19 protein-coding genes and 1 tRNA gene are annotated in these 23,452 nt (G+C 47.0%); 10 read left to right on the top strand and 10 right to left on the bottom strand.

Translation table 11 applies throughout. The features are described 5' to 3' along the window. Window positions 1-51: 51 nt before the first annotated feature. On the bottom strand, window positions 52-816 hold the full coding sequence (locus HF324_RS29705) for an SDR family NAD(P)-dependent oxidoreductase (RefSeq protein WP_168861489.1): 765 nt from the start codon (window positions 814-816) through the stop codon (window positions 52-54). A gap of 361 nt (window positions 817-1,177) precedes the next feature. Here HF324_RS29705 and HF324_RS29700 point away from each other — a divergent pair, with 361 nt between their 5' ends. From HF324_RS29700 to HF324_RS29665, 8 genes are all read left to right on the top strand, one after another. Then, window positions 1,178-1,777 carry an RNA polymerase sigma factor gene (locus tag HF324_RS29700; protein ID WP_168807001.1) on the top strand — a complete coding sequence of 200 codons (600 nt, stop codon included), beginning with the start codon at window positions 1,178-1,180 and terminating at the stop codon, window positions 1,775-1,777. A gap of 89 nt (window positions 1,778-1,866) precedes the next feature. Beyond that, window positions 1,867-3,072: a FecR family protein gene (locus tag HF324_RS29695; protein WP_168861488.1), complete on the top strand. Its 1,206-nt coding sequence runs from the start codon at window positions 1,867-1,869 to the stop codon at window positions 3,070-3,072. Between the two features lie 263 nt (window positions 3,073-3,335). Then, complete coding sequence (locus HF324_RS29690; protein ID WP_168861487.1) at window positions 3,336-6,890, top strand: SusC/RagA family TonB-linked outer membrane protein; 3,555 nt, start codon at window positions 3,336-3,338, stop codon at window positions 6,888-6,890. Window positions 6,891-6,905: 15 nt separating this feature from the next. Further along, a complete protein-coding gene (locus HF324_RS29685) occupies window positions 6,906-8,363 on the top strand; it encodes a RagB/SusD family nutrient uptake outer membrane protein (RefSeq protein ID WP_168861486.1) in 1,458 nt (485 codons plus the stop codon). A gap of 108 nt (window positions 8,364-8,471) precedes the next feature. Continuing rightward, the gene (locus HF324_RS29680; protein WP_168861485.1) at window positions 8,472-9,758 is read left to right on the top strand and encodes a TlpA family protein disulfide reductase; all 1,287 of its coding nucleotides are present in this window, start codon (window positions 8,472-8,474) and stop codon (window positions 9,756-9,758) included. A gap of 4 nt (window positions 9,759-9,762) precedes the next feature. Beyond that, window positions 9,763-10,680, top strand: a complete 918-nt coding sequence (locus HF324_RS29675) for a peroxiredoxin family protein (protein WP_168861484.1) — start codon at window positions 9,763-9,765, stop codon at window positions 10,678-10,680. An 85-nt stretch (window positions 10,681-10,765) separates the two neighbouring features. After that, on the top strand, window positions 10,766-11,914 hold the full coding sequence (locus tag HF324_RS29670) for an AhpC/TSA family protein (protein ID WP_168861483.1): 1,149 nt from the start codon (window positions 10,766-10,768) through the stop codon (window positions 11,912-11,914). A gap of 96 nt (window positions 11,915-12,010) precedes the next feature. After that, window positions 12,011-13,222 (top strand): IS256 family transposase, encoded by a 1,212-nt coding sequence (locus HF324_RS29665; RefSeq protein ID WP_168860047.1) that lies wholly within the window; start codon window positions 12,011-12,013, stop codon window positions 13,220-13,222. Window positions 13,223-13,511: 289 nt separating this feature from the next. On the opposite strand, the gene HF324_RS29660 is transcribed toward HF324_RS29665, so the two are convergent. The 5 genes from HF324_RS29660 to HF324_RS29640 form a co-directional block, all read right to left on the bottom strand. Further along, complete coding sequence (locus HF324_RS29660) at window positions 13,512-14,375, bottom strand: hypothetical protein (protein ID WP_168861482.1); 864 nt, start codon at window positions 14,373-14,375, stop codon at window positions 13,512-13,514. Continuing rightward, a complete protein-coding gene (locus HF324_RS29655) occupies window positions 14,372-14,581 on the bottom strand; it encodes a hypothetical protein (protein WP_168861481.1) in 210 nt (69 codons plus the stop codon). Before HF324_RS29655 ends, HF324_RS29660 begins: the two co-directional genes overlap by 4 nt. 191 nt (window positions 14,582-14,772) lie before the next feature. Then, window positions 14,773-15,042, bottom strand: coding sequence for a hypothetical protein (locus HF324_RS29650; RefSeq protein ID WP_168861480.1), 270 nt, complete (start codon window positions 15,040-15,042; stop codon window positions 14,773-14,775). Between the two features lie 89 nt (window positions 15,043-15,131). Beyond that, window positions 15,132-15,205, bottom strand: a tRNA-Met gene (locus tag HF324_RS29645). Window positions 15,206-15,297: 92 nt separating this feature from the next. Beyond that, window positions 15,298-17,865 (bottom strand): mechanosensitive ion channel family protein, encoded by a 2,568-nt coding sequence (locus tag HF324_RS29640; protein ID WP_168861479.1) that lies wholly within the window; start codon window positions 17,863-17,865, stop codon window positions 15,298-15,300. 176 nt (window positions 17,866-18,041) lie between these two features. Here HF324_RS29640 and HF324_RS29635 point away from each other — a divergent pair, with 176 nt between their 5' ends. Continuing rightward, on the top strand, window positions 18,042-19,610 hold the full coding sequence (locus HF324_RS29635; RefSeq protein ID WP_168861478.1) for a glycerol-3-phosphate dehydrogenase/oxidase: 1,569 nt from the start codon (window positions 18,042-18,044) through the stop codon (window positions 19,608-19,610). 105 nt (window positions 19,611-19,715) lie between these two features. Here the strand turns inward: HF324_RS29635 and HF324_RS29630 are convergent, their stop codons facing one another. The 4 genes from HF324_RS29630 to HF324_RS29615 form a co-directional block, all read right to left on the bottom strand. Further along, window positions 19,716-20,306: a nitroreductase family protein gene (locus HF324_RS29630; protein ID WP_168806989.1), complete on the bottom strand. Its 591-nt coding sequence runs from the start codon at window positions 20,304-20,306 to the stop codon at window positions 19,716-19,718. Window positions 20,307-20,477: 171 nt separating this feature from the next. After that, the gene (locus HF324_RS29625) at window positions 20,478-20,927 is read right to left on the bottom strand and encodes an acyl-CoA thioesterase (RefSeq protein WP_168806987.1); all 450 of its coding nucleotides are present in this window, start codon (window positions 20,925-20,927) and stop codon (window positions 20,478-20,480) included. Between the two features lie 29 nt (window positions 20,928-20,956). Further along, entirely contained in the window at window positions 20,957-21,538 is a 582-nt protein-coding gene (gene rdgB / locus HF324_RS29620) for an RdgB/HAM1 family non-canonical purine NTP pyrophosphatase (protein WP_168806985.1), read from the bottom strand. Window positions 21,539-21,594: 56 nt separating this feature from the next. Continuing rightward, window positions 21,595-22,092 carry a hypothetical protein gene (locus tag HF324_RS29615; RefSeq protein ID WP_168806983.1) on the bottom strand — a complete coding sequence of 166 codons (498 nt, stop codon included), beginning with the start codon at window positions 22,090-22,092 and terminating at the stop codon, window positions 21,595-21,597. 129 nt (window positions 22,093-22,221) lie between these two features. On the opposite strand from HF324_RS29615, the gene HF324_RS29610 reads away from it, so the two are divergent. Next, window positions 22,222-23,322 (top strand): branched-chain amino acid aminotransferase, encoded by a 1,101-nt coding sequence (locus HF324_RS29610; protein WP_168806981.1) that lies wholly within the window; start codon window positions 22,222-22,224, stop codon window positions 23,320-23,322. The last annotated feature ends 130 nt before the right edge of the window (window positions 23,323-23,452 follow it).

Here is a 23,452-nt window from a genome sequence, read left to right as displayed (position 1 = left end):
GACATCTTTTGGCAAAGCTATGCAAAATCCTTGATCGGGGTATTCACCGGCCTATTTCATGAGGCTGATATTCGTCATGCCCCCGTCTGCAATGATTTCCGTGCCCAGAATGAACGACGATTCGTCGGACGCCAGGAATACGGCGGCATTTCCAATGTCCGACGGTTGCCCGATCCTTCCGGCCGGGATATGGTTCACCCAAAGCTGTTTGATCTGTGCTGCTGCTCCGGGCGCGAATTTGTCAAACACCGGCGTGTCGATGGTCCCCGGTGAAAGTACATTCACCCTGATTTTCCTTTCCAGAAGATCCAGCGAAAGTCCTTTGGCGAGCGATATAACAGCGGCCTTGGCGGCGCCGTACACTGCCATCCCCGACGCGGCACGATGCCCTGCAATGGAGCCGATCAATATTATAGAGCTCCCTTCGTTTAAATAAGGAAGTGCCTTTTGAACGGTAAAGTAGACGCTTTTCAGGTTCAGCGCCATGTACTGATCATAATCGCTTTCTGTTGTCTCCGTAATACTCCCCATCTGACTGCCTTCAACAACTCCTCCGGCGTTCACTACCACAGTGTCAATCCTGCCGAATTTTTCAAATGTGGTTTTGAAGATGGTCTCCAGATCGTTTAGGTTAGTCACATCGCCGCCCAGTCCAATAAAGTTGCCTCCCAGCTGCTGAACAGCTATATCGATCGTCTTTTGGTTCCTGCCGGTAATGGCGCCCCTGGCGCCCTCTTTGTTGAAAGCTTCCGCTATTCCAAGGCCTATTCCGCTATTGCCGCCTGTCACCACGGCTACTTTGTCTTTTAGTCTCATTTTGTTGATGGATTTATTTAGGCAAAGTTGAGCTGCAGGCGACTCTGGGAGCAAGGACATTTGATAAGAAATTCAGGTGATAAATGTCACCGTCTGGTGGGTAGATGCCTCAAATAAAAAGGCTCCCGGTATATCCCGGAAGCCTTGCGCGTAGGGAGTATACACTGCGTTTTGAAAACATCTTTATGATCTCGCTGATTTTATAATAATGCTTTACAAAGAGAAAAAATATTAATATTAAAAAATAGATTAAAAGAGGTCCAGACCGGGCAGCCTCTTTTCACTATGAGCCAAAGGCTAATACTAAATGTGTGAAATTTTTAATAACATTGTGGCGAATTCGGATCAATCAACTTGTTAATTGTCAGGCATTAAACATAACAGTGACCGCCAACTGCTGCTACAGATCTCTGAAGGGGACGAGCAGGCGTTTGCTATGCTTGTGAAAGCGTATTCCGGCCTTCTTTTTACATACCTGGTCAAAATTACCAAAGATCAGGATATAGCTTCCGACGTGGTACAGGAAATTTTCACCCAGCTATGGTTAACAAGGGAATCTCTGAGCGAAGTGGAAAGCTTCCGTTCCTGGTTATTTGTGATCTCAAGGCATCATGCAGTCAGGATGCTGAAGAACATCGACAGAGAGTACAAAAAACGGGAGGAGTGGCATCAGATTACACAAACTGCGGCCGACGGCCTGGAGGCACAGGACGAGGCCTCTTTAAAGGATGCGTACGATATATTGGTGAAAAATGCGGTAGATCGGCTCCCGCCGCAGCAAAAGAAGGTTTGGATGCTTGCCCGGTTAGAAGGGAAGAAATATGCCGAAATAGCAGAGGAAATGCAGATTAGCCGGGAAACCGTAAAAAAATACCTCCAGATTGCGTCTTCATCCATCGTTGACTACATCAGGAATAATGGCTTACCAATCATAATTTCCTTCCTGATTATAAAATTGTAATTTTTTTTCCATTGGAATACCCCCTTTTTTACAGAAGCGTTCTCCTAAGATAAAGATAGATCATATCTGTTGAGATAAATTGATTGACTGTGAATAGCAGACTACAACACCTGTTGGAACGATGGTCGAATGACCGGTTTACCGAAGCAGAAAGACGGGAGCTTATTGATATGTTGCAATCGGCTTCTACTGAACAGGAAATTATTCCTGCACTGGAAGACATGTGGGAGAAAATACAGGATGAAGGCCTTTTTAGCGAAGCTCAGCAGCAAACGATGATCAAAAATATCCTGGATCGTTATCCCGGCAGGGAGTTCCCTGTTGATAAGGAAACAGGGAAGGGGATGCATGTTAGTCACAGGAATTGGTCCATACGGAAATGGAGTTGGGCTGTAGCGTCTTCTGTGGCATTGATAACAGGTGTTGGTATTTATTACTTATATCACAAAAAACAAGCGGAAACACCAGCTGGTGTTGCGCAGTCGGTAACAAAGGGGCAACAGGGGAAAAGTAGTGTTTTACTTACCTTGTCAGACGGATCACAGGTGCTTTTGGATACTCTTAAAAATGGCCGGATAACATTACAGGGAGGGACAGTTGCCAAAGTCACCAATGGGATATTTGAGTACGAAAGAACAGGTTCAGAAGCCCGGTATAATACAATATCTACCCCGAAGGGAAAGCAGTTCCAGCTTAGGCTATCAGATGGGACCAGCGTGTGGTTGAACGCGGAAAGCTCCATTAAATACCCGGTAGTATTTACGGGTAAGGAAAGACTGATCAGCGTTACAGGAGAAGTGTACATGGAAGTAGCTCAAAACCCTTCTATTCCCTTCAGGGTAGCGGTTAGCGGCGGCACTTCCGTTGAAGTGCTCGGAACAAGTTTTAACGTGAATGCATATAACAATGAGCAATCCGTTCGGACCACGCTGCTGGATGGAGCGGTACGGGTTGCAATGAAAGGGGCTGCCGGCAAATTGCTTAAACCCGGACAACAGGCGCTCACAACCGCTGGAAACAGGCCTGTCCAGGTCCTTGATAATGTAAATGCCGTTTCGGTTGTTGCCTGGAAAAATGGCGTCTTTGACTTTGATGATGTTCCGCTGGAGGAGGCTATGCGGCAACTTGCAAGATGGTATGATATTGAAGTAATCTATCAGCAAACAATTCCGAAGGTACAGCTGGGCGGTACTATTAAGAGAAGCCTTCCCCTTGCCGATGTGCTGTATTTTCTGAGCAACGTGGGACTTCACTACAAACTGGAAGGAAACAGGACATTGATTATACTTCCCTGATGGCTGTTGACAAACCATTCAGCAAGGGGCATTGATAACAAAATAATGCACTGAGCAGGCCAACTGGTAAAAAACCAAAAATACCGGGAATTTCTCCGGTAATGACCTGGTATGCCAATAAAGCATCTTGTTCGGGATTAATAGAAACCAACCAAAATTATTCAGAAAGTATGTGTTTTTCTGCATTAAACCAGCCGTGGAGGCTGGGATTGGCCTGTCGTGGCTTCTCCTGCCGTCCGGTATCAACCAAAATACGGTTCGCGATGAAACTAACATTTGTTTTATTAACTGTCGTTTTAATTCAGGCACAAGCCACAGGATTGGCACAATCTATCACCGCCAAACTACACAAGGAGCCTTTGCGTAATGTGTTTAAAATTATTGAGAAACAGACGGGAGTAACTGTTTTTTATAATGATGAGCATATTAAGAATGCGCACCCGGTGACTATTGAGGCACAGCAGATGCCATTGGATGATTTCCTTGCCGCCATTTTGAAGCGGGAGAAACTAGCTTTCGAGATAAAGCAGGGCAATGTGGTAGTGATGCGCAGAGATATTGGCGCATCAGGGAAAAATGGTAGTTTATCCGCTGCGGAGCCTAAAGCGAAAGTATCGGGATTGATCACGGATGCTGATAAAAACCCGCTGCCAGGGGCTACCATCCGTATTAAAGGCAGCCAGGTGGTAGCCGTGAGCGATGAAAAGGGGACGTTTCATATAGAAGCGGAAAAAGGCGCTGTGCTGATAATAAGCTTTATAGGATTCAATGAAAAAGAGGTGAAGGTGAATGATTCAGAAATGATTTCGGTTATTCTGGCGCCTTCGGAACAAAAGCTGGGATCTATTGAAATTGTTTCTACAGGTTATCAGAATATTACCAGGGAACGAAATACAGGAGCAGTGGCGAAAGTGGATATGGGCACCGTTGCCAGCAGGTCCGGCAGTACTAATATACTCCAAAGACTGGATGGGCTTGTGCCCGGCCTGGCGGTAAACAATGCACCGGGTGGAGAGCCGCTGCTGGTCCGGGGGCTGACTTCCCTCAATTCCACCAGGTCGCCATTGATCGTGGTAGACGGCGTGGAATTACCGGGGGACAATACCAGTGATGCGTCCCGTAATAATATTATGAACACTTCTAACCCCATCGCCAACATCAATCCGCAGGATATTGCGGATATAACTGTGCTGAAAGATGCCTCCGCAGCTTCTATCTGGGGCGCAAAAGCGGCGAACGGGGTAATTGTTATTACTACCAAAAAAGGTAAAACGGGACAAAAACTGCAGGTCGATTACGACGGCTATTATAATTTCCAGGGTAAACCGGACCTGTCCTATATTCCGAAAATGAACAGCAGGGATTTTATTGCTACCGCAAAAGAAATCTTTCCTCAATATGCGCCATATTTTAGCTGGAATGCAGTACAGACGTTTGCTCCGGTCTCGCCGCACCTGCAGATTCAATATGATGCGTATCGGGGGCTCATCACCGGTGCGCAGGCGGATAAGGCGCTGGATAGTCTGGCTGCCATCGATAACAGGAGGGAAATTTCCGGTATTTTTTACAGAAATGCTGCCTCCACTAATCATACGGTTTCGCTTTCAGGGGGCGGCGACATTTACAGTTTTTATGGATCGCTGAGCTATACCGGTATTCAAAGCAGTACGCCGGGCGAGCGGAACAATTCGTATAAGGTGAATGTCAGACAGGATTTCAATTTCAGTAAAAAATTGCAGTTATCGGTAATCACTGATCTTACCAATACAGTGGCAAGTACTTCAAATCTGGGCATAGGAGTGCAGGCCCCTGATGTTTCCATCGTACCATATCAGCGGTTCCGCGATAATGCAGGAAATCCGCTGGCAGTGAATTTCCTGGGAAATTACAGCGATTCTCTCAGGCTTGATTATGCCGCCAGGAGCCGGGTTAACCTGGACTACGTTCCGCTGGATGAGTTTAACAGGGGATATTCAAAGAGTAGCAGTATATCCGGAAGAGTAGTGGGAAGTGCGAAATTGCAATTGCTGAAAGGGCTGCGCTTTGAGGGTACTTATGGCTACCAGACGTTTGCAAGAAACAACCGGACAGTTCAGTACCAGGAAAGTTACGCGGTAAGGGACCAGTTGGTAGGTTTTACACAGGCGCCAACTGTAAACAGCACACCCAGGTATTGGTTGCCAAAGGATGGAGGGATGCTTAATGTAAGTAATGCGTCTCAGAAAAACTGGACGGTAAGAAATCAGCTGATATTTGATCGGAACTGGGACCCGCACCAGCTGACTGTCATGGCAGGACAGGAAGCCACAAGTTCTACACCACTAACGTCATACGCTACCTACTATGGCTGGGATGATCAGTTGCAGGTTTCCCGTCCGGTAAATATCGATACACTCATGAAAGGGATTACAGGAACGGTATCCGGCCTGCTGGGAAGAGTGCTGCCATCAAATAATGTCGGGGGAGGAGAAGGGGCTATCGCCAGGACCACCTCTTATTATTCCACATTGGGATACATGTATCAATGGAAGTATGCGCTGAATGCGAGCTGGAGGATTGATGAGAGCAATTTATTCGGTCTTGCCAAATCTGCTCAAAACAGGCCGGTTTATAGCATAGGCGGTAAATGGTTGCTGAACAGGGAAGACTTTATGAAATCATTTACATGGCTGGACCGGCTCCACCTGAGATTTACCTATGGCATAACGGGTAATGCCCCCAAGCCTGCTCAGGCAGCGTCATTCGATATCCTGCAGTCCTCGTCGAACGTAAACTATGTAACAGGCGTTGGTCTGGTGATTGGCACTCCCGGCAACGACAAACTTACCTGGGAGGGAACCACTGTCTATAACGCAGGACTGGACTTTACAGTGCTGGGTGGCAGATTGGGTGGTTCGATAGACGGATATATAAAAAAGACCAGTAACCTGATCGGCTCATTGATGACGGCGCCGTTGACGGGATATGCAACCGTTATCGGGAACTATGGAGATCTTGAAAATAAAGGGTTTGAGTTTAGTTTGACCTCACTTAACGTTATTTCCCGGGATTTTAACTGGAATACTGTCCTGAACCTGTCGTACAACAAAAATAAGATAACAAGGATGGCAACAGCAACCGCCATCACAACCGGTACAGGTATGATTGGAACTTCCTTCATGGAAGGTAAACCTGCATACGCTGTATTTGAATTCATCAACGGTGGGCTTAACGCTGCGGGCGATCCACAGATCATCCAGGCCGACGGAAAAATACTGTCTGATAAAAATGGCTCCAAGCCGGAAGACGTTCATTTGGCAGGAACTTCTCAACCTATCGTGACAGGTGGATTATTCAACACGTTTTATTACAGGCGGTTTCAATTGGGGGTTAATATCAGCTTTAACTTAGGACATGTATTGTTCCGTGATTTTAATAACTTTTGGCAGGATCCCCTTTATCAGAACACACTTCAACCTGAATTTGCTAATCGCTGGAAGGCGCCGGGAGATGAAAATAAAACCAATATCCCGAGGTATGCCTATAACACTACCATCGACAACGGCAGAAATATCTGGTACTACACCTACTCCAACCTGAATTCATTTGATGCGTCTTATGCAAAAATCAGAGAGATCACGCTTTCCTATGATGTAGGTAAGACATTGGTTCGGAGACTGCGTGCGGAAGGGTTGACTTTCAGGGCACAGGTATCCAATCTCATGCTCTGGAAGAAGAATCATTTCGGGATCGATCCGGAGTTTCAATCGCCGGCGGGTGTCAGAAATATTCGTACAGGACAAGGCACATTCACCGTTGGCGCACACATTACGCTTTAATTAAACCTGCATAAAATGATGAAATCCATTCATAGGGTATTATTACCCATTCTGTTTATATCGTTGATACTTCAGGCTTCATGCTCCAAAGACTTTTTGGAAATTGAGCCTAAAGGCTCCCGTGTGGCAAAAACGACGCTGGACTACGAGCAATTAATGAATGCAGTGAGCCTGCAGGTTTCCTATCCTCCGTCTTTGTATATGGGTGATGAAATGGCTGCCCAGGCAACCTATATGGACGCGGCCCAGATCAGAACGCAAAGGCTGTTCAGGTTTGAAGCAAGGGTATACGATGAAGACCAGCTTCCTAATGAAACCTGGCCACTGACCAACATTTATACCTTTAACAAGGTTATAAACGAGGTGATGCAATCGCAGGGAGGGACCGATCAGCAAAAACGTGCCATCCTCGCGGAGGCTAAAGTCGGACGGGCGCTTTGCCATCTTTATTTTCTGAATGATTTTTCGTTGCCCTATAATACTGCTACTGCTGCTAAGGATTTGGGAGTGCCGCTGCTCACAAAGGCAGACGTAACCCAAACAACATTTGTACGGGCCTCTGTACAGGAATGTTATGATTTTATCATCAAGGATTTAACAGAGGCGTTGCCTGACCTCGGTCCATTAACACACAGGCGAAAATTCTCCAGGCTGGCAGCGGAATTCATATTGGGCCGTGTTTATCTGTATATGGCAAAATTCAGTGAGGCCAGCATACATGTGGATGCTGCATTCGCGGAGCTGGGAAAAGCGGCAGTGCCGCTCGCGTTGTACGATTATAACATAGTACTTGATCCTGATAGCGATAATTCTTGGTTTCCTGACTTCGGTTTCGGACTCTCAAATTATCCGTTGGCCGCCAATAATGCACAGGTGATATACAATCTCAGCATGATTAATTTTCAGCTGCAACAAGCCAACACTTATGTGTTTTCCCCGGAAACGGCTGCTTTATATGATCCGGCAGATAAACGCCTGAAGCTGTTCTCAGGAACTGAAATGTTCAATCCCGACAAAACCTTCCCTGGGGGAATGAGGCGCTACTCCGCGTCACTTTTTTCCGGACTGGAAATCGGTCCTTCTTTACCTGATCTCTACCTGATGCGCTCAGAGCTTAAAGCGAGGGCAGGTGACCTTACAGGGGCAAAGAGTGATCTCGAAATGCTGCGGTCCAAAAGAATGCCTGCCAATATCGCAACTGTACCTGCAAATATAGCGGAAAGCAAAGAGGCATTGGTCCGCTTTATCCTTGATGAACGTATTCGTGAATTCGCTACCTCCGGCATGCGCTGGTGGGATATGCGCCGGCTTTCAGTTGACCCGGTTTATGGCAATACAGTTAAATACGCACATAAGCTTTATGATGATGCCGGCAACGTAGTGGCGACCTATGCGCTCAAGCCTGCGAGATTTGCCCTGAAGTTCGGGGAAAGGATGCTGGCTGAGAATAAAGGATTGGTGGAAAATGAATAGCACAGGTAAGCAAATGGCAGCATACAGTTGTACCATATTTACCTGGCAGGAAATTTCAATCGTAAAAATTCAAAATTTCTAATACCGTTTAATCCGAATCTGATGAAAATGAAAATGTTAATCTTGCTGTTGCTGATCTCGGGGTCCGTCTTCGCGCAGCAATCGCCATCCGCAAAATATAACTTCAGGGATTTTGCTTCGATAGTAGATGTGGAAGACCAGGAGAAGCAATACCACGAAATGTTGAAAGCAAATCCAATAGACCCCGCCAAACCATCTATGTATGAGGAATATCGTGCACAGCTGGCTATAGGATGGCTTACCAAAGGAAACTTTGAACGTTATTGGTATTATAAAAACACCAGGCCGAAATTCAACGTACTTCAATTCCTGTATCTGACTTATGCACTGGACAACCTCTTTGATGCAAATACCAACCCGGGCGAAGTGGAAAAGGTGTCAGCCGGAATATTGGAAGAGCTGGGAACAGGAGCACTGAAAGATGGAATTGGCAGAACGCAGACCGTTCTGGAGATAAATGCTGCAACTAATGCCCAACTGGGAAATACAGATACGGCATTGCAGTTATTGGCGAAATCCTCGGAGGTAAAAGACGGTATGCGCGAAATGCGTTATTTCAAAGATGCCAAATCCAATTACCTGAACCGGTATGGCGTAGTGATGCTTGCTGCCGGTAAGTACCAGGTGGCATTCGATACATTGAGTAAAGCATTCAGGGAAGCGGAGTCAAACCCGGCTATGGTTAATACATTCAGGTTGGTATACAAGAAGGTAAAAGGTACCGAAAATGGATTCGGGGAGTATCTTAAATCCCTGAAGGATGAAGCATACCATCACTGTTACAAGGAAGTGGAAAAATTGTACATAGCATCACCGAAAACAACGCTCGACGGTGCAATACCCAGCCAGGGAGGAGATGGTAAAATGTTTACGCTTTTTCATGCCACGAAACCTGTACAAGAGGTGTCGATGCCTGATCTGGACGGCAAAATCGTTCATCTGAGGGATTGTAAGAACAAGGTGCTGGCCCTTGATTTCTGGTCAACAGGATGTACGCCATGCGTAGCTGCCTTCAGCGGATTTGAGCGCGTGGTGGCGGACTATAAAAAAGATGTATTTCAAATGTTTGTGGTAAGCCTGTTTGAAGACAGGGCTACCGTGAAAACTTTCGTGAAGAAGAAAGGGATTACCCTCGATGTTTTACAGGATGAAGAAAACAAGTTCTTTGATGTCCAGGGAACACCCACCAAAATCATATTTGATCCATTGGGTAATATACGATTCTTTAGTTCTGGTTACGCCGGTTCCACAGACAGGGAGTATTATAAACTGAAGTCTATGGTAGAGATCACAAAATCAAGGTATAAAGGGTAATCCAATGAGAAGAGTAATTTTTTTGATATTGACCAGTCTGGCTGCTTTGTCCGGCACTGCGCAGGATAACCACCCGGTTTCGTGGAAATTCCGCAGTGACTCAATTGCGCCACTCACTTTTAAGATTGCCTTCATAGCGTCTATCAACGAACCGTTTCATATTTATCCACAGTCTTATGAGGGTGGAATGGGAATGCCTACTACTATTACATGGGAAGAAAATCCGAATGTTCAGTTGATGGGAGAGATGGAAGAAAAAGGAGCAGCATCTGCTGCCGGGGAAGCGCTGGCTTATTACACGAAGGGTGTTACGTTTTCACAAACTATCAAACTCAGGGCAGATGAAAAGACAGTATTGCATTTCCGGATCAGGTACATGGCATGCAATAATCAGATGTGTCTTCCTCCATCATCAAAGGAGTATACGCTGACTGTAAATGATGCTAGCGGTATTAGTGTTGCTGATGAAAAGGAAAATAATGTACAGGTGCCGGGTATGCAGAAAGCGGTACAGTATGAGGACTTTGCATTACCGGATGTAAAAGGAAAAAAAATCTGCACCAAAACAATCATCTCCGCGAACAGGTATACCTTTATTGATTTCTGGGCCAGTTGGTGTTCGCCATGCAGAATGCAGGCAAAAGCGCTTGTTCCGCTTTATGCCAGGTATAGGAACAAAGGGCTGGGTGTAATCGGCATTTCCCTCGATACGGATGCTGCTGCCTGGAAAAAGGCAATAGAGAAGGATGGTTATACCTGGACAAACCTGGCAGACCTGAAAGGATTTGATTCTCCTGTTACTAAAAAATATCAGATTAAAGCTATTCCCAGGAATTTTCTGATCGATAACAAGGGCGTAATTATTGCCAGAGACCTCCATGGGAAAGAGCTGGAAGCAAAGCTGATGGAACTGTTTAACTAAATCTTTTTCCGATGGTAGCGTATTAATCAACCATTGCAATTCTTATTATAATTCGATTTCTGAATCCAAATTGATCCTGTTTACATTGAGAAAGTTAATTATAGCCGGTTTGTCAATAATGCCGTTGACAGCTTTTGCCCAAAGTAGTAATAAGTTTACGATCAATGGTAAATATGGCGCAGGCAACGCTCCTGAAAAGGCATATCTGGAATATACGATGAAAGGTAAGTCCATCATTGATTCCGTGGGGTTAAAGGATGGCGTCTTCAAATTTTCCGGTGTGGCGTCGGCTTCGCCGGTATCCGCTACATTAACCTTTGATACGAAAGGTGTTGGGCGAACTAACAGCCTTGAACAGATAACCGTTTATCTTGAGCCGGGCAGCATTCATATTAAAACGAATGGAGCTACCGTACATGGAGCGCAGGTAATCGGAACGCCCAGAAATAATGATTATAATGATCTTAATCACCTGGTTGACGCCGGCTATGAACAAATGACCGATGAAGACAGGCAATTCATGGAAGGGAAGTTGTCGCCGCAGGGCACGCAGAATTATGCGGCCAGGCTGGAAGGTTTTCGAAAGCGGTTTAGTGACATGACCAAAGATGCCTATATTAAATTCATCCGGTCCCATCCTGCATCCATGCTTAGCCTGGAGTTGTTTCCTAAAATCGCTTATGAGCAACGCTATGACGTAGTGAAGCCCTTGTTCGACGGTTTATCATTCAAAATTAAGAATAGTGCGGAAGGTAAAAAAGTGGCGGCTAACCTGGATAAAATGAAAGTAACTGCAATAGGGCAACCGGCGCCGGACTTTGAAGTGCCTGATGCAGAAGGGAAGCGGGTTAAACTTTCGTCATTTCGTGGTAAATATGTCCTGGTCGATTTTTGGGCTTCCTGGTGCGGGCCATGCAGGGCAGAGAATCCCCACCTGGTGAGAGTCTACAATAAATTCAAGGACCAGAACTTCACCATTGTCGGTATTTCTCTCGATAAGCCTGACAGCAAAGCCTTGTGGCTGGCGGCAGTTAAAAATGACGGACTTCCATGGCTTCAGCTTTCTGATCTGAATTTTTGGGATAGTAAGGCTGCGAAATCATATGGGGTCCAGGCAATTCCTCAGAATTTTTTGATCGGTCCTGATGGAATTATAGTTGGAAGAACATTGTCAGGAAAAGCGTTGGATGAAATATTAAGTGGAATATTTTATCCTGTGCACAAGGCTAACTGACATCGGGTGTAGCGGATTGCTGAGGTAAGCTGCAGTTCGAAGAGACTATTACATAAAGTGTGTCAGTAAAAAGTTTTTTAACTTTAAACTGACAATATGGAAAAGCAAAACTTTGATTTCGAAGCCTTCAAGAAGCAAGCGGCGAGCCGTTTGAAGAACGGAGATACGCTTTTAGGTAAGGACGGCGTGCTAACGCCGTTGCTAAAGGAGTTTCTTGAAGGCGCCCTGGATGGTGAGTTGGAAGCGCATATTGAAGATGAAGGAGATGCCAACCGTAAGAACGGAAAAGGGCGTAAACAGGTAAAGACCGCCATTGGGTCGGTAGATATTAACCCGCCACGCGATCGTAATGGGACATTCGAGCCTGAGATAGTTCCCAAACGTCATAAAACTCTTGGGGTAGATTTGGATCGACAGATCATTTCTTTATACGCCCGTGGAGCCAGCTACAGCGATATCCGGGATCACCTGATGGATATGTATGGCTTGGAGGCTTCTACAGCCACGATAAGCCGTGTTACAGATAAAATTCTGCCATTGATACAAGAGTGGCGCAGTCGCCCTCTTGAGAGGGTTTACCCGTTCGTCTGGCTGGATGCCATCCATTATAAGGTCCGCCATGAGGGACGGGTTGTCAGCCGCGCTGTTTACTGCATTATAGGCCTTAATCAGGAGGGCTACAAAGAGTTGCTGGGTATGTATGTCGGGGAGAATGAAGGTGCTAAATTCTGGCTGCAGGTATTGACAGATCTACAGAATCGCGGTTTGGAAGATATCTTCATTGCCTGTATAGATAATCTTCAGGGCTTTGCTGATGCCATAGAAAGTATCTTCCCAAAGACCGAGGTTCAGCTCTGTATCGTACATCAGATACGCAATTCTCAGAAATATCTTTCCTACAAGGATGTTAAGCCATTTATGAAAGATCTTCAAAACGTCTACAAGTCCACTACTGCTGACCAGGCAGAACGAAGCCTTGATCAGCTGGAATCTAACTGGGGAACCAGGTATCCCAAAGTGATTGAATCCTGGCGAAAAAACTGGCCAAGATTGAGTAGCTATTTTCAGTACAACAAAGACATTCGCCGAATCATGTATACAACCAATATTATTGAAGGCTTCCACCGGCAGCTTCGCGCTGTTACAAAGTCAAAGGGCGCCTTCCAGTCGGAAGATGCCCTCATGAAGCTCTTATTCCTTGTCCAGGAGAATATATGTGCCAAATGGAACAAGCCAGTACACAACTGGAATCAGACATTGGCCCAATTATCTATTATCTTTAGTGAACGATTAAAACTTAATCTTTAATCACCCTGACACACTTTTTGTAATACTACCAGTTCGAAAAATTATAAAACTTGCGGATGATATGGACTTCCAGCGATTTGGAAGGTAAAACGAAGACTGCAAAAAACCATCTTTCCCGATGGCTTCTATTATGATGCGAAAAATCATCAATGTTTAACCGAAAAAATAAATGGGTTCGTTCGCGTAAGCACTGAACTGGCGCAGCTTTCGCCGGAAAAAGAAAAAGGGAATTTCCAAGATTTCCTTGGAAATTCCCTTTCTGTAGCGAGAATGGGAAAATTATTTAATCTTAAGGGAGATTTGATGAGTGTCTGTGATTTGTAATCTTCAAATTGAGATCATGAATATGCTTTTCGTTAAGGTGCACGATTTCTCTGGCATACTTTCGCCAAGCTCTTTGTTCCTCCCTGCTAAGGTTCTCTGGGGAGGGAGCTAGTTTTTCAATACTGTAATTTTGAAAACGTATAGTTTGAAGCGCTATCCGATTGAAAATGTCTGCACGCGAGTATTCATTGATCAAATCAAAGCTTAAAATCTCCTTCAAAAAATGTGATTCTCCTGTGAAATCATTCTCGATAAAAATCTTAGACTTCTTATCTTGTATTATCTCAGAATAATATTGTGTTTTCAATTTATCTGAAATTTCACCTTCGATTGGATTAATTATTGACTGATATAATTTAATGGATTTAACCCAAAAGGGTACCCTAATAATAGGTAACATTACACGGTTGTTTCCTGGCTCTAGTTCGCTTAGTATCCTATTGTCGCCTGGTATAAAGAGTTTCTTGCTTGGGGCAGGTAATCCTAATCTTTTTGAAAAACAAAATTCTTTAGAGAAATTGAACAGTGTAATGTTATTTATACATAATGTGAAACAGCTCGGAGAAGCTCTGAAAGTTAGAAAGCCAGTGCCGGTATAATTTATTCCTAATTCGAGATCATTAATAAATGAAATAGCAACAAGTCTATCGGATGCTCCCATACGTTGCTTAATGTGAAAATTCCTTTCGAAATCGTCAGTTTTTTCTAAGAGTAGGCTACCTAGCCACAACCCTATTCGAATTTTATCAAGCCAATCTAAAAGGGTATTTATTTCTATTTCATTTATAGGCTTTTTTTCTAAAATTTTAGATACAACCGGCTTGGTCATAGCTTCCAATTTTGAAAATTCCCCATTACAATGATTACATGCAGGAAAGGTGAAATTTTTCCAGGCAAATTTTTTTGGTTATCTCTATAACGCCCAAAGAAAGTTAGACGATTGGGATCCCCCGTCATTTCTATCAACCATTTTGGGATAATATGCTCTTTTGTTTTACTTTGAGGTTGTTCTCCACAGAAGATACAGTACTTCATTTTTGAGGATTACTTGGGGGAATTAGATCATAAACCTAATAAAAAAGCTTTTAAGTTTGAACTTTAAAGCGTTTCTACCTGTATATCGGAAAAGATGCCACAGAACATAACAATAACGTTTAGTTTTTTTGTCCTGACTTTTGGTGACTGAAATAATTTAATTGGTCAAACAACGTATCACAAGATCTTTACTATTTAACTTTATTATTGTGGTCATTTAAAAAATCAATAAATAGCTTGGGCAACATCTCACTTATTTCATTTTTTTCATCTTCTGTAAGACCTTCCAGTTTCACAACCTCTTTTTGCATTTTTTGAAGCGTTTCTTTGTTTTTTTTGAGATCAACTAGTTCAACCCTGGCATTTTCTGGCAGCATCGGGAAATGATTAATAACAATCAAATCTATCTTTCTTTTTAGTTCGGGATCGGATTCCAGTTTCTTTTTTAATTTATCATTCATTGTAGATGGTTTTGACCAAATTTACAGATAGTTAAAATGTAAACCTAAAAAGGCTTCCAAGCATCTGCCTGAAAGCCTTTCTGTAAGTGTAGCGAGATCGGGACTTGAACCCGAGACCTCAGGGTTATGAATCCTGTGCTCTAACCACCTGAGCTACCTCGCCATTTCCCTGTCTATCTTGAATATTCATTCTCAAAACGGGAGTGCAAAGATAACGGCTTATAAATGAAAATTCAAAATGTACAGCCCGTTTTTTTACAAATTTTTTTCCCCGTCATCGGCGGAGAGGTCTGATGTCCCTTTTTTATTGGATTTCCATTTGTTCAGCACGGCTTCATCGACGGTACGGATATGCAGGTCCCGTTGCGGGAAAGGCAGCTCTATACCGGCTTCGTTGAGGGCGTCGTAGATGAAGGTGAGCACTTTACTTTGCAGGGGACCGGCATTGCCCAGATCGGAAATCCAGAAATACACCTGGAAAGTAACGGCGTTATCGGCGAACTGCGACAGCTGTACGACCGGCTCGGGAGTGGTAAGAATACCTTCCTGGTCGACGAACGCGCTCTTGATAATATCGGTCACCTGGGTGATGTCGCTGCCGTAACCGACGCCAAGTGTGAAGTTCACACGGCGCACACGGCTGGTCATGGTCCAGTTGATCAGCTGTTGGGAGATGAGGTCGGCATTGGGTACTACCACGGTGGAGCCGTCGTAGGCGGAGATTTTACTGGAACGGATACCGATCTCTTTGACCACGCCGGAGCGCGTTCCGAGCTCTATCACATCGCCGACTTCAATCGGTTTTTCGAAAGCCAGGATGATACCGGACACCAGGTTGTTGACGACATTCTGCAGGCCGAAACCGATGCCTACGCTGAGGGCGCCGATCACGATGGTGATTTTGTCCATGGGGATGCCGGAGGCAGCGAAGGCCAGCAGGATACCGCCGGCCAGCACGGCGAGACGTAGCAGCAGCAGGGTGGAGCCGAAGCGGGGCTTCTGGGCGGGACTGGTACTCTGACCGGTATTGCCGAACATATAGGCGATCAGTTGGGAGGCGACAAAAGCGATCCAGATGACCAGCACAAAGATGATCACGCTGCTGAAGGTAAAGTCGGAATTGCCGATATGGCGCGTGGCGGACAGCAGCTCGCTGATGGCCTCGTAGATGGCGTCGTACAGGTACAGGTTGCGCGAGATGATAACGAGCCAGCCCACAAAAGCCAGTACGGTCAGGAATGTTTTCAGCTTGGCCTGCACGTCCTGGTAGTCCATGAAAGAAATGAAAGTGCTGGAGTTTTTGTTGGCTTCCACCTGTAAAAACACGGCCTCCAGCAATATCTTCACGAGCACATAGAGGTTCATGGCCATAACGGTGTTTACCACGGCGCTGGACCCGAATATCTTGGCGCTGCCCACCCGCGCCAGTATCACCAGCAGCATGGAAAAAGCGCTGGTGGCGATAAACAGCTTAATGACAGGCGCCGTGTATTTAGGATGGGCGAACGTGGTCAGCGACGTTTCTCTGAGCAGCCGGAAGCCCAGCGCTATACAGAGGCCGGCGCAGATCAGCAGCCCCCATTGTTCGGCGTAGGTCACCTCTATCAGCAGGTTGTTGATGCAATACATGAAGAGCAGCGCCATCAGCATCAGCCAGTACCGGTAGAGGGTCCTGGGAAGATGGGAGCGGAAAAGATAGGTGAGGGCGGCCATGGTCAGCCCCCAGATAATTTCGGTGTACAGGATGGGGTACCGTACGGAAAATACGGACGACAGCGTCGTCACAAAAATCACGGTGCTGGCCACCGGATGCCGGTACACATACTGTGCGTGTTGCAGGATAGCCTCGGCCTCCTGTTCCGGATGGTTACGGCGGATACGCCGTACGTTGGCATACACCCACCAGGCAAACAACGAGGCCAGTAAGACCCACACAATGAAAATAGGCCACTGGATGGAAAAGAAAATACTCAGCACCCGGGTGCTTTTATGCAACGATCGTTTAAATACCGGGAAGAACTCCAGCGGATTGATACTGTCGCGGTGCGGTTTCCAGATATACCGGTAATCCCGGGAAAACATATCGGCAGAGAACTGCTCCAGCTGATAGTTGCTGTCTTCCAATAGGTTGGACACGTCGATGTACCGGTTGGCGATCTTGTTCTGCAACAACCCTATTTTAACAAGACTCACCTTGTTGGCGCTGTCGACTGACCGGTATTTTTTAATCAGCCGGGTAAGCTGACCGATATAAAAACCATAGAGCTCATCTTCTGCAGGGATATTGCGCATAGAGGTGTCCCGCCGCAGCGAGTGCAGGGTGTCGTTAATAGCTACCAGGGAATTGTAATAGGAGAAGAGGTTGTTCTGCCAGCCGCCCAGCTTGCGCTGCAGCTGTTCCAGCATCACCTTGTTGGTGTAAATATCGTTGATGTTGGGGGTGCGGTCCTGCCCGGCAATATTCTCTTTGATCAGGGCGAGAGAGGTGTCTACCAGCGGTATCTCCCGGGTGATATTTATGGTGTCAAACCCGCGCCGCAGGCTGCTCATCAGCTGGTTGAGCAGCAGGGTATACCCTTCTATCCTGTTGATGATCACGGCTACCGCGGTGTCGGACTTCTTCATCTTTGAAGTGTCCTGCGCCAGCTTGCTGATGTTCTTGCTGATGGTGGCGCTGTCTATTACCGCCATATGAATGGTGTCCGGAGGTGGTGTCTTCTTTTTGGTGCGCTGCGCCGCTGCCGGCATAACAAGGCACAGCCATAGCAATGCCAGTAAAGGCCGGTAGAAAGCGCGTAATTTGGTGATAACCTGAATGGACATATGATAAAGGATATGGAACAGGAAGTTACGTCACTTTGAGGAACATTTTTTGTGCCTGAATGTTCCGGCCGCCAGAACTTTTCCTTTACCTGTCCGTTAACTTTTAAGGGCAGAAGCCGTTGCCGTTTGCGCAGCCGGTATTTCCGCAGTAATTTGTAGTACCCGAAACTTGGTATATGAAAAGAGAAGCTATTGTTACAGCCCTGAGAAAAGACCTGGAGCCCTGGGATATTATTGTTGCCGGCGGTGGCGCTACCGGCCTGGGAGCCGCACTGGAGGCCGTCACCAGGGGGTACCGCACCTTGCTGCTGGAACAGAACGATTTTGCGGCTTCCACCTCCAGTAAAAGCACCAAACTGGTACACGGAGGGGTGCGCTATCTGGCGCAGGGCGACGTCTCCCTCGTCCGTGAAGCCAGCGTGGAACGGGGCCGGCTCGCACATAACGCGCCACACCTGGTGCGTAACCTCAGCTTCGTGATCCCTACCTTCAACGCGTGGGAGAACCTGAAATATACGATCGGCCTGAAGATGTACGACTGGCTGGCGGGACGCCTCAGCCTCGGCAAGTCGGTACATATCTCCCGCCGGGATACGCTGGCAAGACTTACCACCCTCAAACCGGACCGCCTCGCCGGCGGCGTCCTGTACCACGATGGCCAGTTCGATGACAGCCGTCTGGCAGTGAACCTGGCGCAGACCATCTCGGATAAAGGCGGTACGGTGCTGAACTACATGAAAATCACCAGCCTTCGCAAGGATGAAGGCGGTAATATCAGCGGACTAACAGTCAGGGATACACTGAATGGTGGCCCTGAAATATTTTTAAACACCCGGGCGGTGATCAATGCGACCGGGGTTTTTGCGGATGATATCCTGGAGATGGACAACCCGGACGCTCCTAAGTCGATTGCAGCCAGTCAGGGTGTACATGTGGTGCTCGACAGCAGTTTCCTGCCCGGACATGACGCGCTGATGATCCCGGCTACCAGCGATGGCCGTGTCTTGTTCGTAGTGCCCTGGCATAATAAAGTCGTCGTGGGCACTACCGACACACCGGTCAATCATATCAGCCTCGAGCCGCATGCGCTGGAAGCGGAAATCAATTTTATCCTGCGCACTGCCGGACAATACCTGGCCAGGGCGCCCCACCGCGGCGATGTGCTGAGCGTATGGGCCGGCCTCCGTCCGCTGGCTGCCGCCAAAGCGGAAGGACATAAAACGAAAGAGATCTCCCGCAGCCATAAGATCATCGTGGCCGCTTCCGGACTGGTCACCATCATAGGCGGTAAATGGACTACCTATCGCCGCATGGCCGAAGATGTGATTCACCAGCTGGAAAAATCGCTGCGCTGGAAACAGACGGCCTCTGTCACCCATGCTATGCCCGTCCATGGCGCGGCCACAGGTATGAACTGGGACGATCCCTGGTATTTCTATGGCAGCGATATCGCCCGGCTGCAATTACTCATGAAGGACCACCCCGACCTGCAGGAGGTGCTCAGTGAACCGTTCGGTATCCGGAAAGTGCAGGTGGTATGGGCGGTAAGGGAAGAGATGGCGCGGAATATAGCCGATTTTCTCGCCAGGAGAGTGCGCCTCCTTTTTCTGGATGCGCGGGAAGCTATGCGTATAGCCCCGGCCGTAGCAGAGATCATGGCACGGGAACTGGGCAGGGACAGGCACTGGATAGAAGAACAACTGCAAACATTTGAAACGCTTGCCAAAGGATATATCTTATCCTGATATTTATATATTTAGATATTTGAGCATTTGATTTGCCTGCTATCCACAGTCTTCATATCTGTAAATCAAATGATCAAATACCTAAATATCAAAATTGAAAAATAATTACATCCATTTTACCTTCTCGGACAGGGGCTTCAGGCGCTTGCCGGGTTGTACCGGTTCGTCTGTATAGCCGAGATAGAAGAAGCCCAGCACCTGGTCGTCGTCTCCCAGCCCAAGATAGTCCTGCATGGCAGGGTGGAAGGTCATCCCGCCGGAACCCCAGTAGGCCGCAATGCCCTGGGAAGTAGCGGTCAGCCACATGTTCTGTACGGCGCAGGATACTGCTGCAATTTCTTCCACTACCGGAATTTTAGGGTTGCTGCCTCTTTTCATGCAGATGGCGATAACGTGGGACGCCAGGTCACCCTGACTTTTCAGCTTATCGTAACTGCCTGCGATGAACTTGTCGGCCGGCGTAAACTGCTTGTACAGTTCGGCATGGGCAGTGCAGAACTCCTGCACTTTGTCGCCACCGTATACAACGAAGTACCACGGCTCTGTGTACCCATGGGTAGGGGCCCAGTCTGCCATCTGCAGCAACTGCTGCACGGTCTCATCCGCTATTTTCCGGCCATTCATGCTGGTCGGCTTCACGGTGCGGCGGCTGGCGATTATTTTTTCCAGGTAACTGGTAGTTGTGTTTGTTTCCATTAAATAATAATATTTATAATAATGATGGTTTCCAATATTAATGCGCTGATGATGATATCCCAATATGAATGCGCTGATGATGACATCCCAATATTAATGCGCTGATGATGATATCCCAATATTAACAGCTCCTAATGATAAAGAACCTGAACAACATCGTAGCGCAGGGCGTCAGCCCTGGGCCCCCGGCGATTCCAGCGCCATTTTCATCCCGGCCGGCAGTTTCATGACCTTGCGGGCATTATAATCAAAGCATACCATCCCGGTTTTGGCGGTGGCGATGGTGATGGTTTGGCCGTTACGTTGGGTGGTCAGCTGGTAAAACAGTTCAAAGCCAAAAGCGCTGTATTCTCCGGCGGCTACTTCTACGGTGAAGATATCGCCATGGAAGCCTTCGCCTTTGTAGGTGACGGCTACGTCTGCCATGATCAGGCCGGTGCCGGCTTCATGGTCCAGTTCTTTGTAGCCGGCGTGTTGCAAAAACTGCATGCGGGCTTCGTGCATGATGGACAGGATAGCGTCGTTGCCAACATGTCCGCCATAGTTAACATCCTGTATCCTGATGGGTATTGTGGTGCTGAATCCGAATTGTGCCGGCAGGTCTATTTTTATTCTGGCCATTATTTTTTAGGTAGATGTTTAGGTAGATGTTAAACGGGTAATGTTTTCAGGAAGGCGACGAACTTGTCGAAGGCACGGCTGCGGTGGCTGTATTTATTTTTTTCGGTGAGTTCCATTTCGGCAAAGGAGCGGTCGGCTCCTTCGGGGACGAAAATGGGGTCGTAGCCGAAGCCTTGGGTTCCGGAGGTATGGTCCAGGATGGTGCCCTGGCTGACGCCTTCAAACTGGTATTCTTTCCCGTCGAGTATCAGGGAGATCACGGTGCGGAACCGGGCGTTGCGGTTGGTGGCGCCTTCCATTTCCGCCAGTACTTTGACGATGTTGTCGGATGCCAGCTTCTGTTCGCCGGCATAGCGGGCGCTTAATACGCCCGGGGCGCCGTCCAGTGTATCTATTTCCAGGCCGGTATCTTCGGCAAAGCAGTTCTGGCCGGTCATCCGGTGAATGGTCGTGGATTTCTCGCGGGCGTTCTCTTCCAGGGTGTCGTGCGGCTCCGGAATGTCAATGTCTATGCCGGCTTCCAGCAGGGTGATGATCTCAAAATGATCGCCCAGCATGGAACGGAATTCCTTCACTTTGTTCTCGTTATTGGTGGCAAAAATCAACTTCATCTATAAAAAATTCTAAATCCCAAAATCAATAATAAAATAAATAAATATCAAAATGACTAAATGCCAAGCAGTTGCTTTAATCCGGCCCACAGTTTGGCTTTCAGTACTTTATCGGCCCCGATGATCTGAAGATCGTCAGACAGCAGCAGGGTAGTGCTGTTCACGGTCAGCAGCTGGTAAAGGGGCGCATCTGCCAGGCCCAGCGGTGCCGATGAGGCGCCAAATACAATGGCCTTCTCAATCTTCACGGCTGTGTTCCACGAAGTGTAGTCCAGCTGCGGGTATGGAGCAGTGTTTATCAGGGATACGTCCTGCATCCCCAGTTTACAGGCGTTTAATATATTGGTGAGGAGGTTGAATAATTCCTCATTTAAGTAGGCTTCATTTTCGTTTTGTATGAAGAGCGCAACGTTTTTTTGATTTTCTCCTAAATATTTGACTTTGGGCACCTCAATTTGCGGCGCTGCAAGCGGTACGCTTTTCCCGGGAATGATCGGCTGGGTAAAGATTTTAGCCAGATAGTACGGATCAAGGTCTAATTGCTCGAGCGACATATTATTATGATTTAATTTAATATCAAAGTCCCGCGTGGGGAAAAATCAGTTTATTTGCACTGCCGTATCCGCAAGTGCGGCCAGCCAACGCAAGAAAGTGTAAAAATATTGAGATAAAATTGATTAACCATGATGGTAGCTAAATCAACAGTAAAGGAAGAAGCATTGCAGAAGATCAAAGTCACAAAAACTACGCATAGCCGTTTAAGTGAAGTGGATTTTAATAATCTGGTGTTCGGTAAAAAGTATGCTGACCACATGCTGGTAGCCGATTTTGATGGAAAAGAGTGGAAAAATGCCGAAATCCTGCCTTTTCAGAACTTTTCTGTAAGTCCTTCCAATGCAGCCTGGCACTATGGACAGGCCATTTTTGAAGGTATCAAGGCCTATAAAGATCCTCAGGATAACCCGATGATCTTCCGCCCGTATGACAACTACAGAAGGTTCAATACTTCTGCCGAAAGAATGGGGATGCCCGAAGTGCCGGAATGGCTCTTCATCGGCGGCATGGACATGCTGATCGACCTGGACCGCAACTGGATACCCACCGGCGAAGGTTGCTCCCTCTACCTGCGTCCCTTTATGATCGCGGCAGACGAGTTCATCGGGGTACGTCCTTCTGATACCTATCGTTTTGCTATTATCAACTCACCTTCAGGCCCCTATTTCAACAAGCCGATAAAACTGCTGGTACAGGATAAATATGTACGCGCATTCCCCGGCGGCGTAGGGTACGCCAAAGCTGCGGGTAACTATGGCGGTACCATGTATCCTACCATGCAGGCCAAAAAACAGGGATACGACCAGATCCTCTGGGTAGACGGCTATGAACATAAATACCTGCAGGAATGCGGTACCATGAACGTATTTGTCATTATCGGCAATACGGCCATTACCCCCGACCTGGCACAGGGCACCATCCTGGAAGGCGTTACCCGCGCCAGCGTGATCGATCTGCTGAAAGACCTCGGTCTCACTGTAGAAGAAAGGCCCGTATCTATAGACGAAGTGGTGACCGCCTACAAAAACGGCTCCCTGCGCGAAGTCTTCGGTACCGGAACCGCCGCCGCACTGGCCTATGTAGAACAGCTGGATTATCTGGATACCCAGATCAAACTGGACACCACAACGTATAAAACCGCTGCGGAAGTTATCCGCCGCCTGGACGCCATCCGTACCGGCCGCGCAGAAGATACCCGCAACTGGAATTATCATGTTGGTGAAAAATAAGCAGCTACATATTATTAAAACAAAAATCAAAAAGTATCAACATCAAAAAATGCCAAAATATAATAGGGTCTGGCAACCGGCCCTATTTTTTTATGGTAGATTCTAAAGGAAAGCATACCTTTGCAATCCG

It is taken from the genome of Chitinophaga oryzae, assembly GCF_012516375.2.
Classification (GTDB): domain Bacteria; phylum Bacteroidota; class Bacteroidia; order Chitinophagales; family Chitinophagaceae; genus Chitinophaga; species Chitinophaga oryzae.
This window is presented reverse-complemented; position numbering and strand designations above follow the sequence as displayed.

Coding starts and splice junctions, on each gene's coding strand:
- HF324_RS29615 (WP_168806983.1), bottom strand. CDS start 22,092: ATGTCGCTCGAGCAATTAGACCTTGATCCGTACTATCTGGCTAAAATC.
- rdgB (WP_168806985.1), bottom strand. CDS start 21,538: ATGAAGTTGATTTTTGCCACCAATAACGAGAACAAAGTGAAGGAATTC.
- HF324_RS29705 (WP_168861489.1), bottom strand. CDS start 816: ATGAGACTAAAAGACAAAGTAGCCGTGGTGACAGGCGGCAATAGCGGA.
- HF324_RS29650 (WP_168861480.1), bottom strand. CDS start 15,042: ATGAATGATAAATTAAAAAAGAAACTGGAATCCGATCCCGAACTAAAA.
- HF324_RS29690 (WP_168861487.1), top strand. CDS start 3,336: ATGAAACTAACATTTGTTTTATTAACTGTCGTTTTAATTCAGGCACAA.
- HF324_RS29660 (WP_168861482.1), bottom strand. CDS start 14,375: ATGACCAAGCCGGTTGTATCTAAAATTTTAGAAAAAAAGCCTATAAAT.
- HF324_RS29685 (WP_168861486.1), top strand. CDS start 6,906: ATGATGAAATCCATTCATAGGGTATTATTACCCATTCTGTTTATATCG.
- HF324_RS29625 (WP_168806987.1), bottom strand. CDS start 20,927: ATGGCCAGAATAAAAATAGACCTGCCGGCACAATTCGGATTCAGCACC.
- HF324_RS29635 (WP_168861478.1), top strand. CDS start 18,042: ATGAAAAGAGAAGCTATTGTTACAGCCCTGAGAAAAGACCTGGAGCCC.
- HF324_RS29610 (WP_168806981.1), top strand. CDS start 22,222: ATGATGGTAGCTAAATCAACAGTAAAGGAAGAAGCATTGCAGAAGATC.
- HF324_RS29680 (WP_168861485.1), top strand. CDS start 8,472: ATGAAAATGTTAATCTTGCTGTTGCTGATCTCGGGGTCCGTCTTCGCG.
- HF324_RS29655 (WP_168861481.1), bottom strand. CDS start 14,581: ATGAAGTACTGTATCTTCTGTGGAGAACAACCTCAAAGTAAAACAAAA.
- HF324_RS29675 (WP_168861484.1), top strand. CDS start 9,763: ATGAGAAGAGTAATTTTTTTGATATTGACCAGTCTGGCTGCTTTGTCC.
- HF324_RS29630 (WP_168806989.1), bottom strand. CDS start 20,306: ATGGAAACAAACACAACTACCAGTTACCTGGAAAAAATAATCGCCAGC.
- HF324_RS29665 (WP_168860047.1), top strand. CDS start 12,011: ATGGAAAAGCAAAACTTTGATTTCGAAGCCTTCAAGAAGCAAGCGGCG.
- HF324_RS29640 (WP_168861479.1), bottom strand. CDS start 17,865: ATGTCCATTCAGGTTATCACCAAATTACGCGCTTTCTACCGGCCTTTA.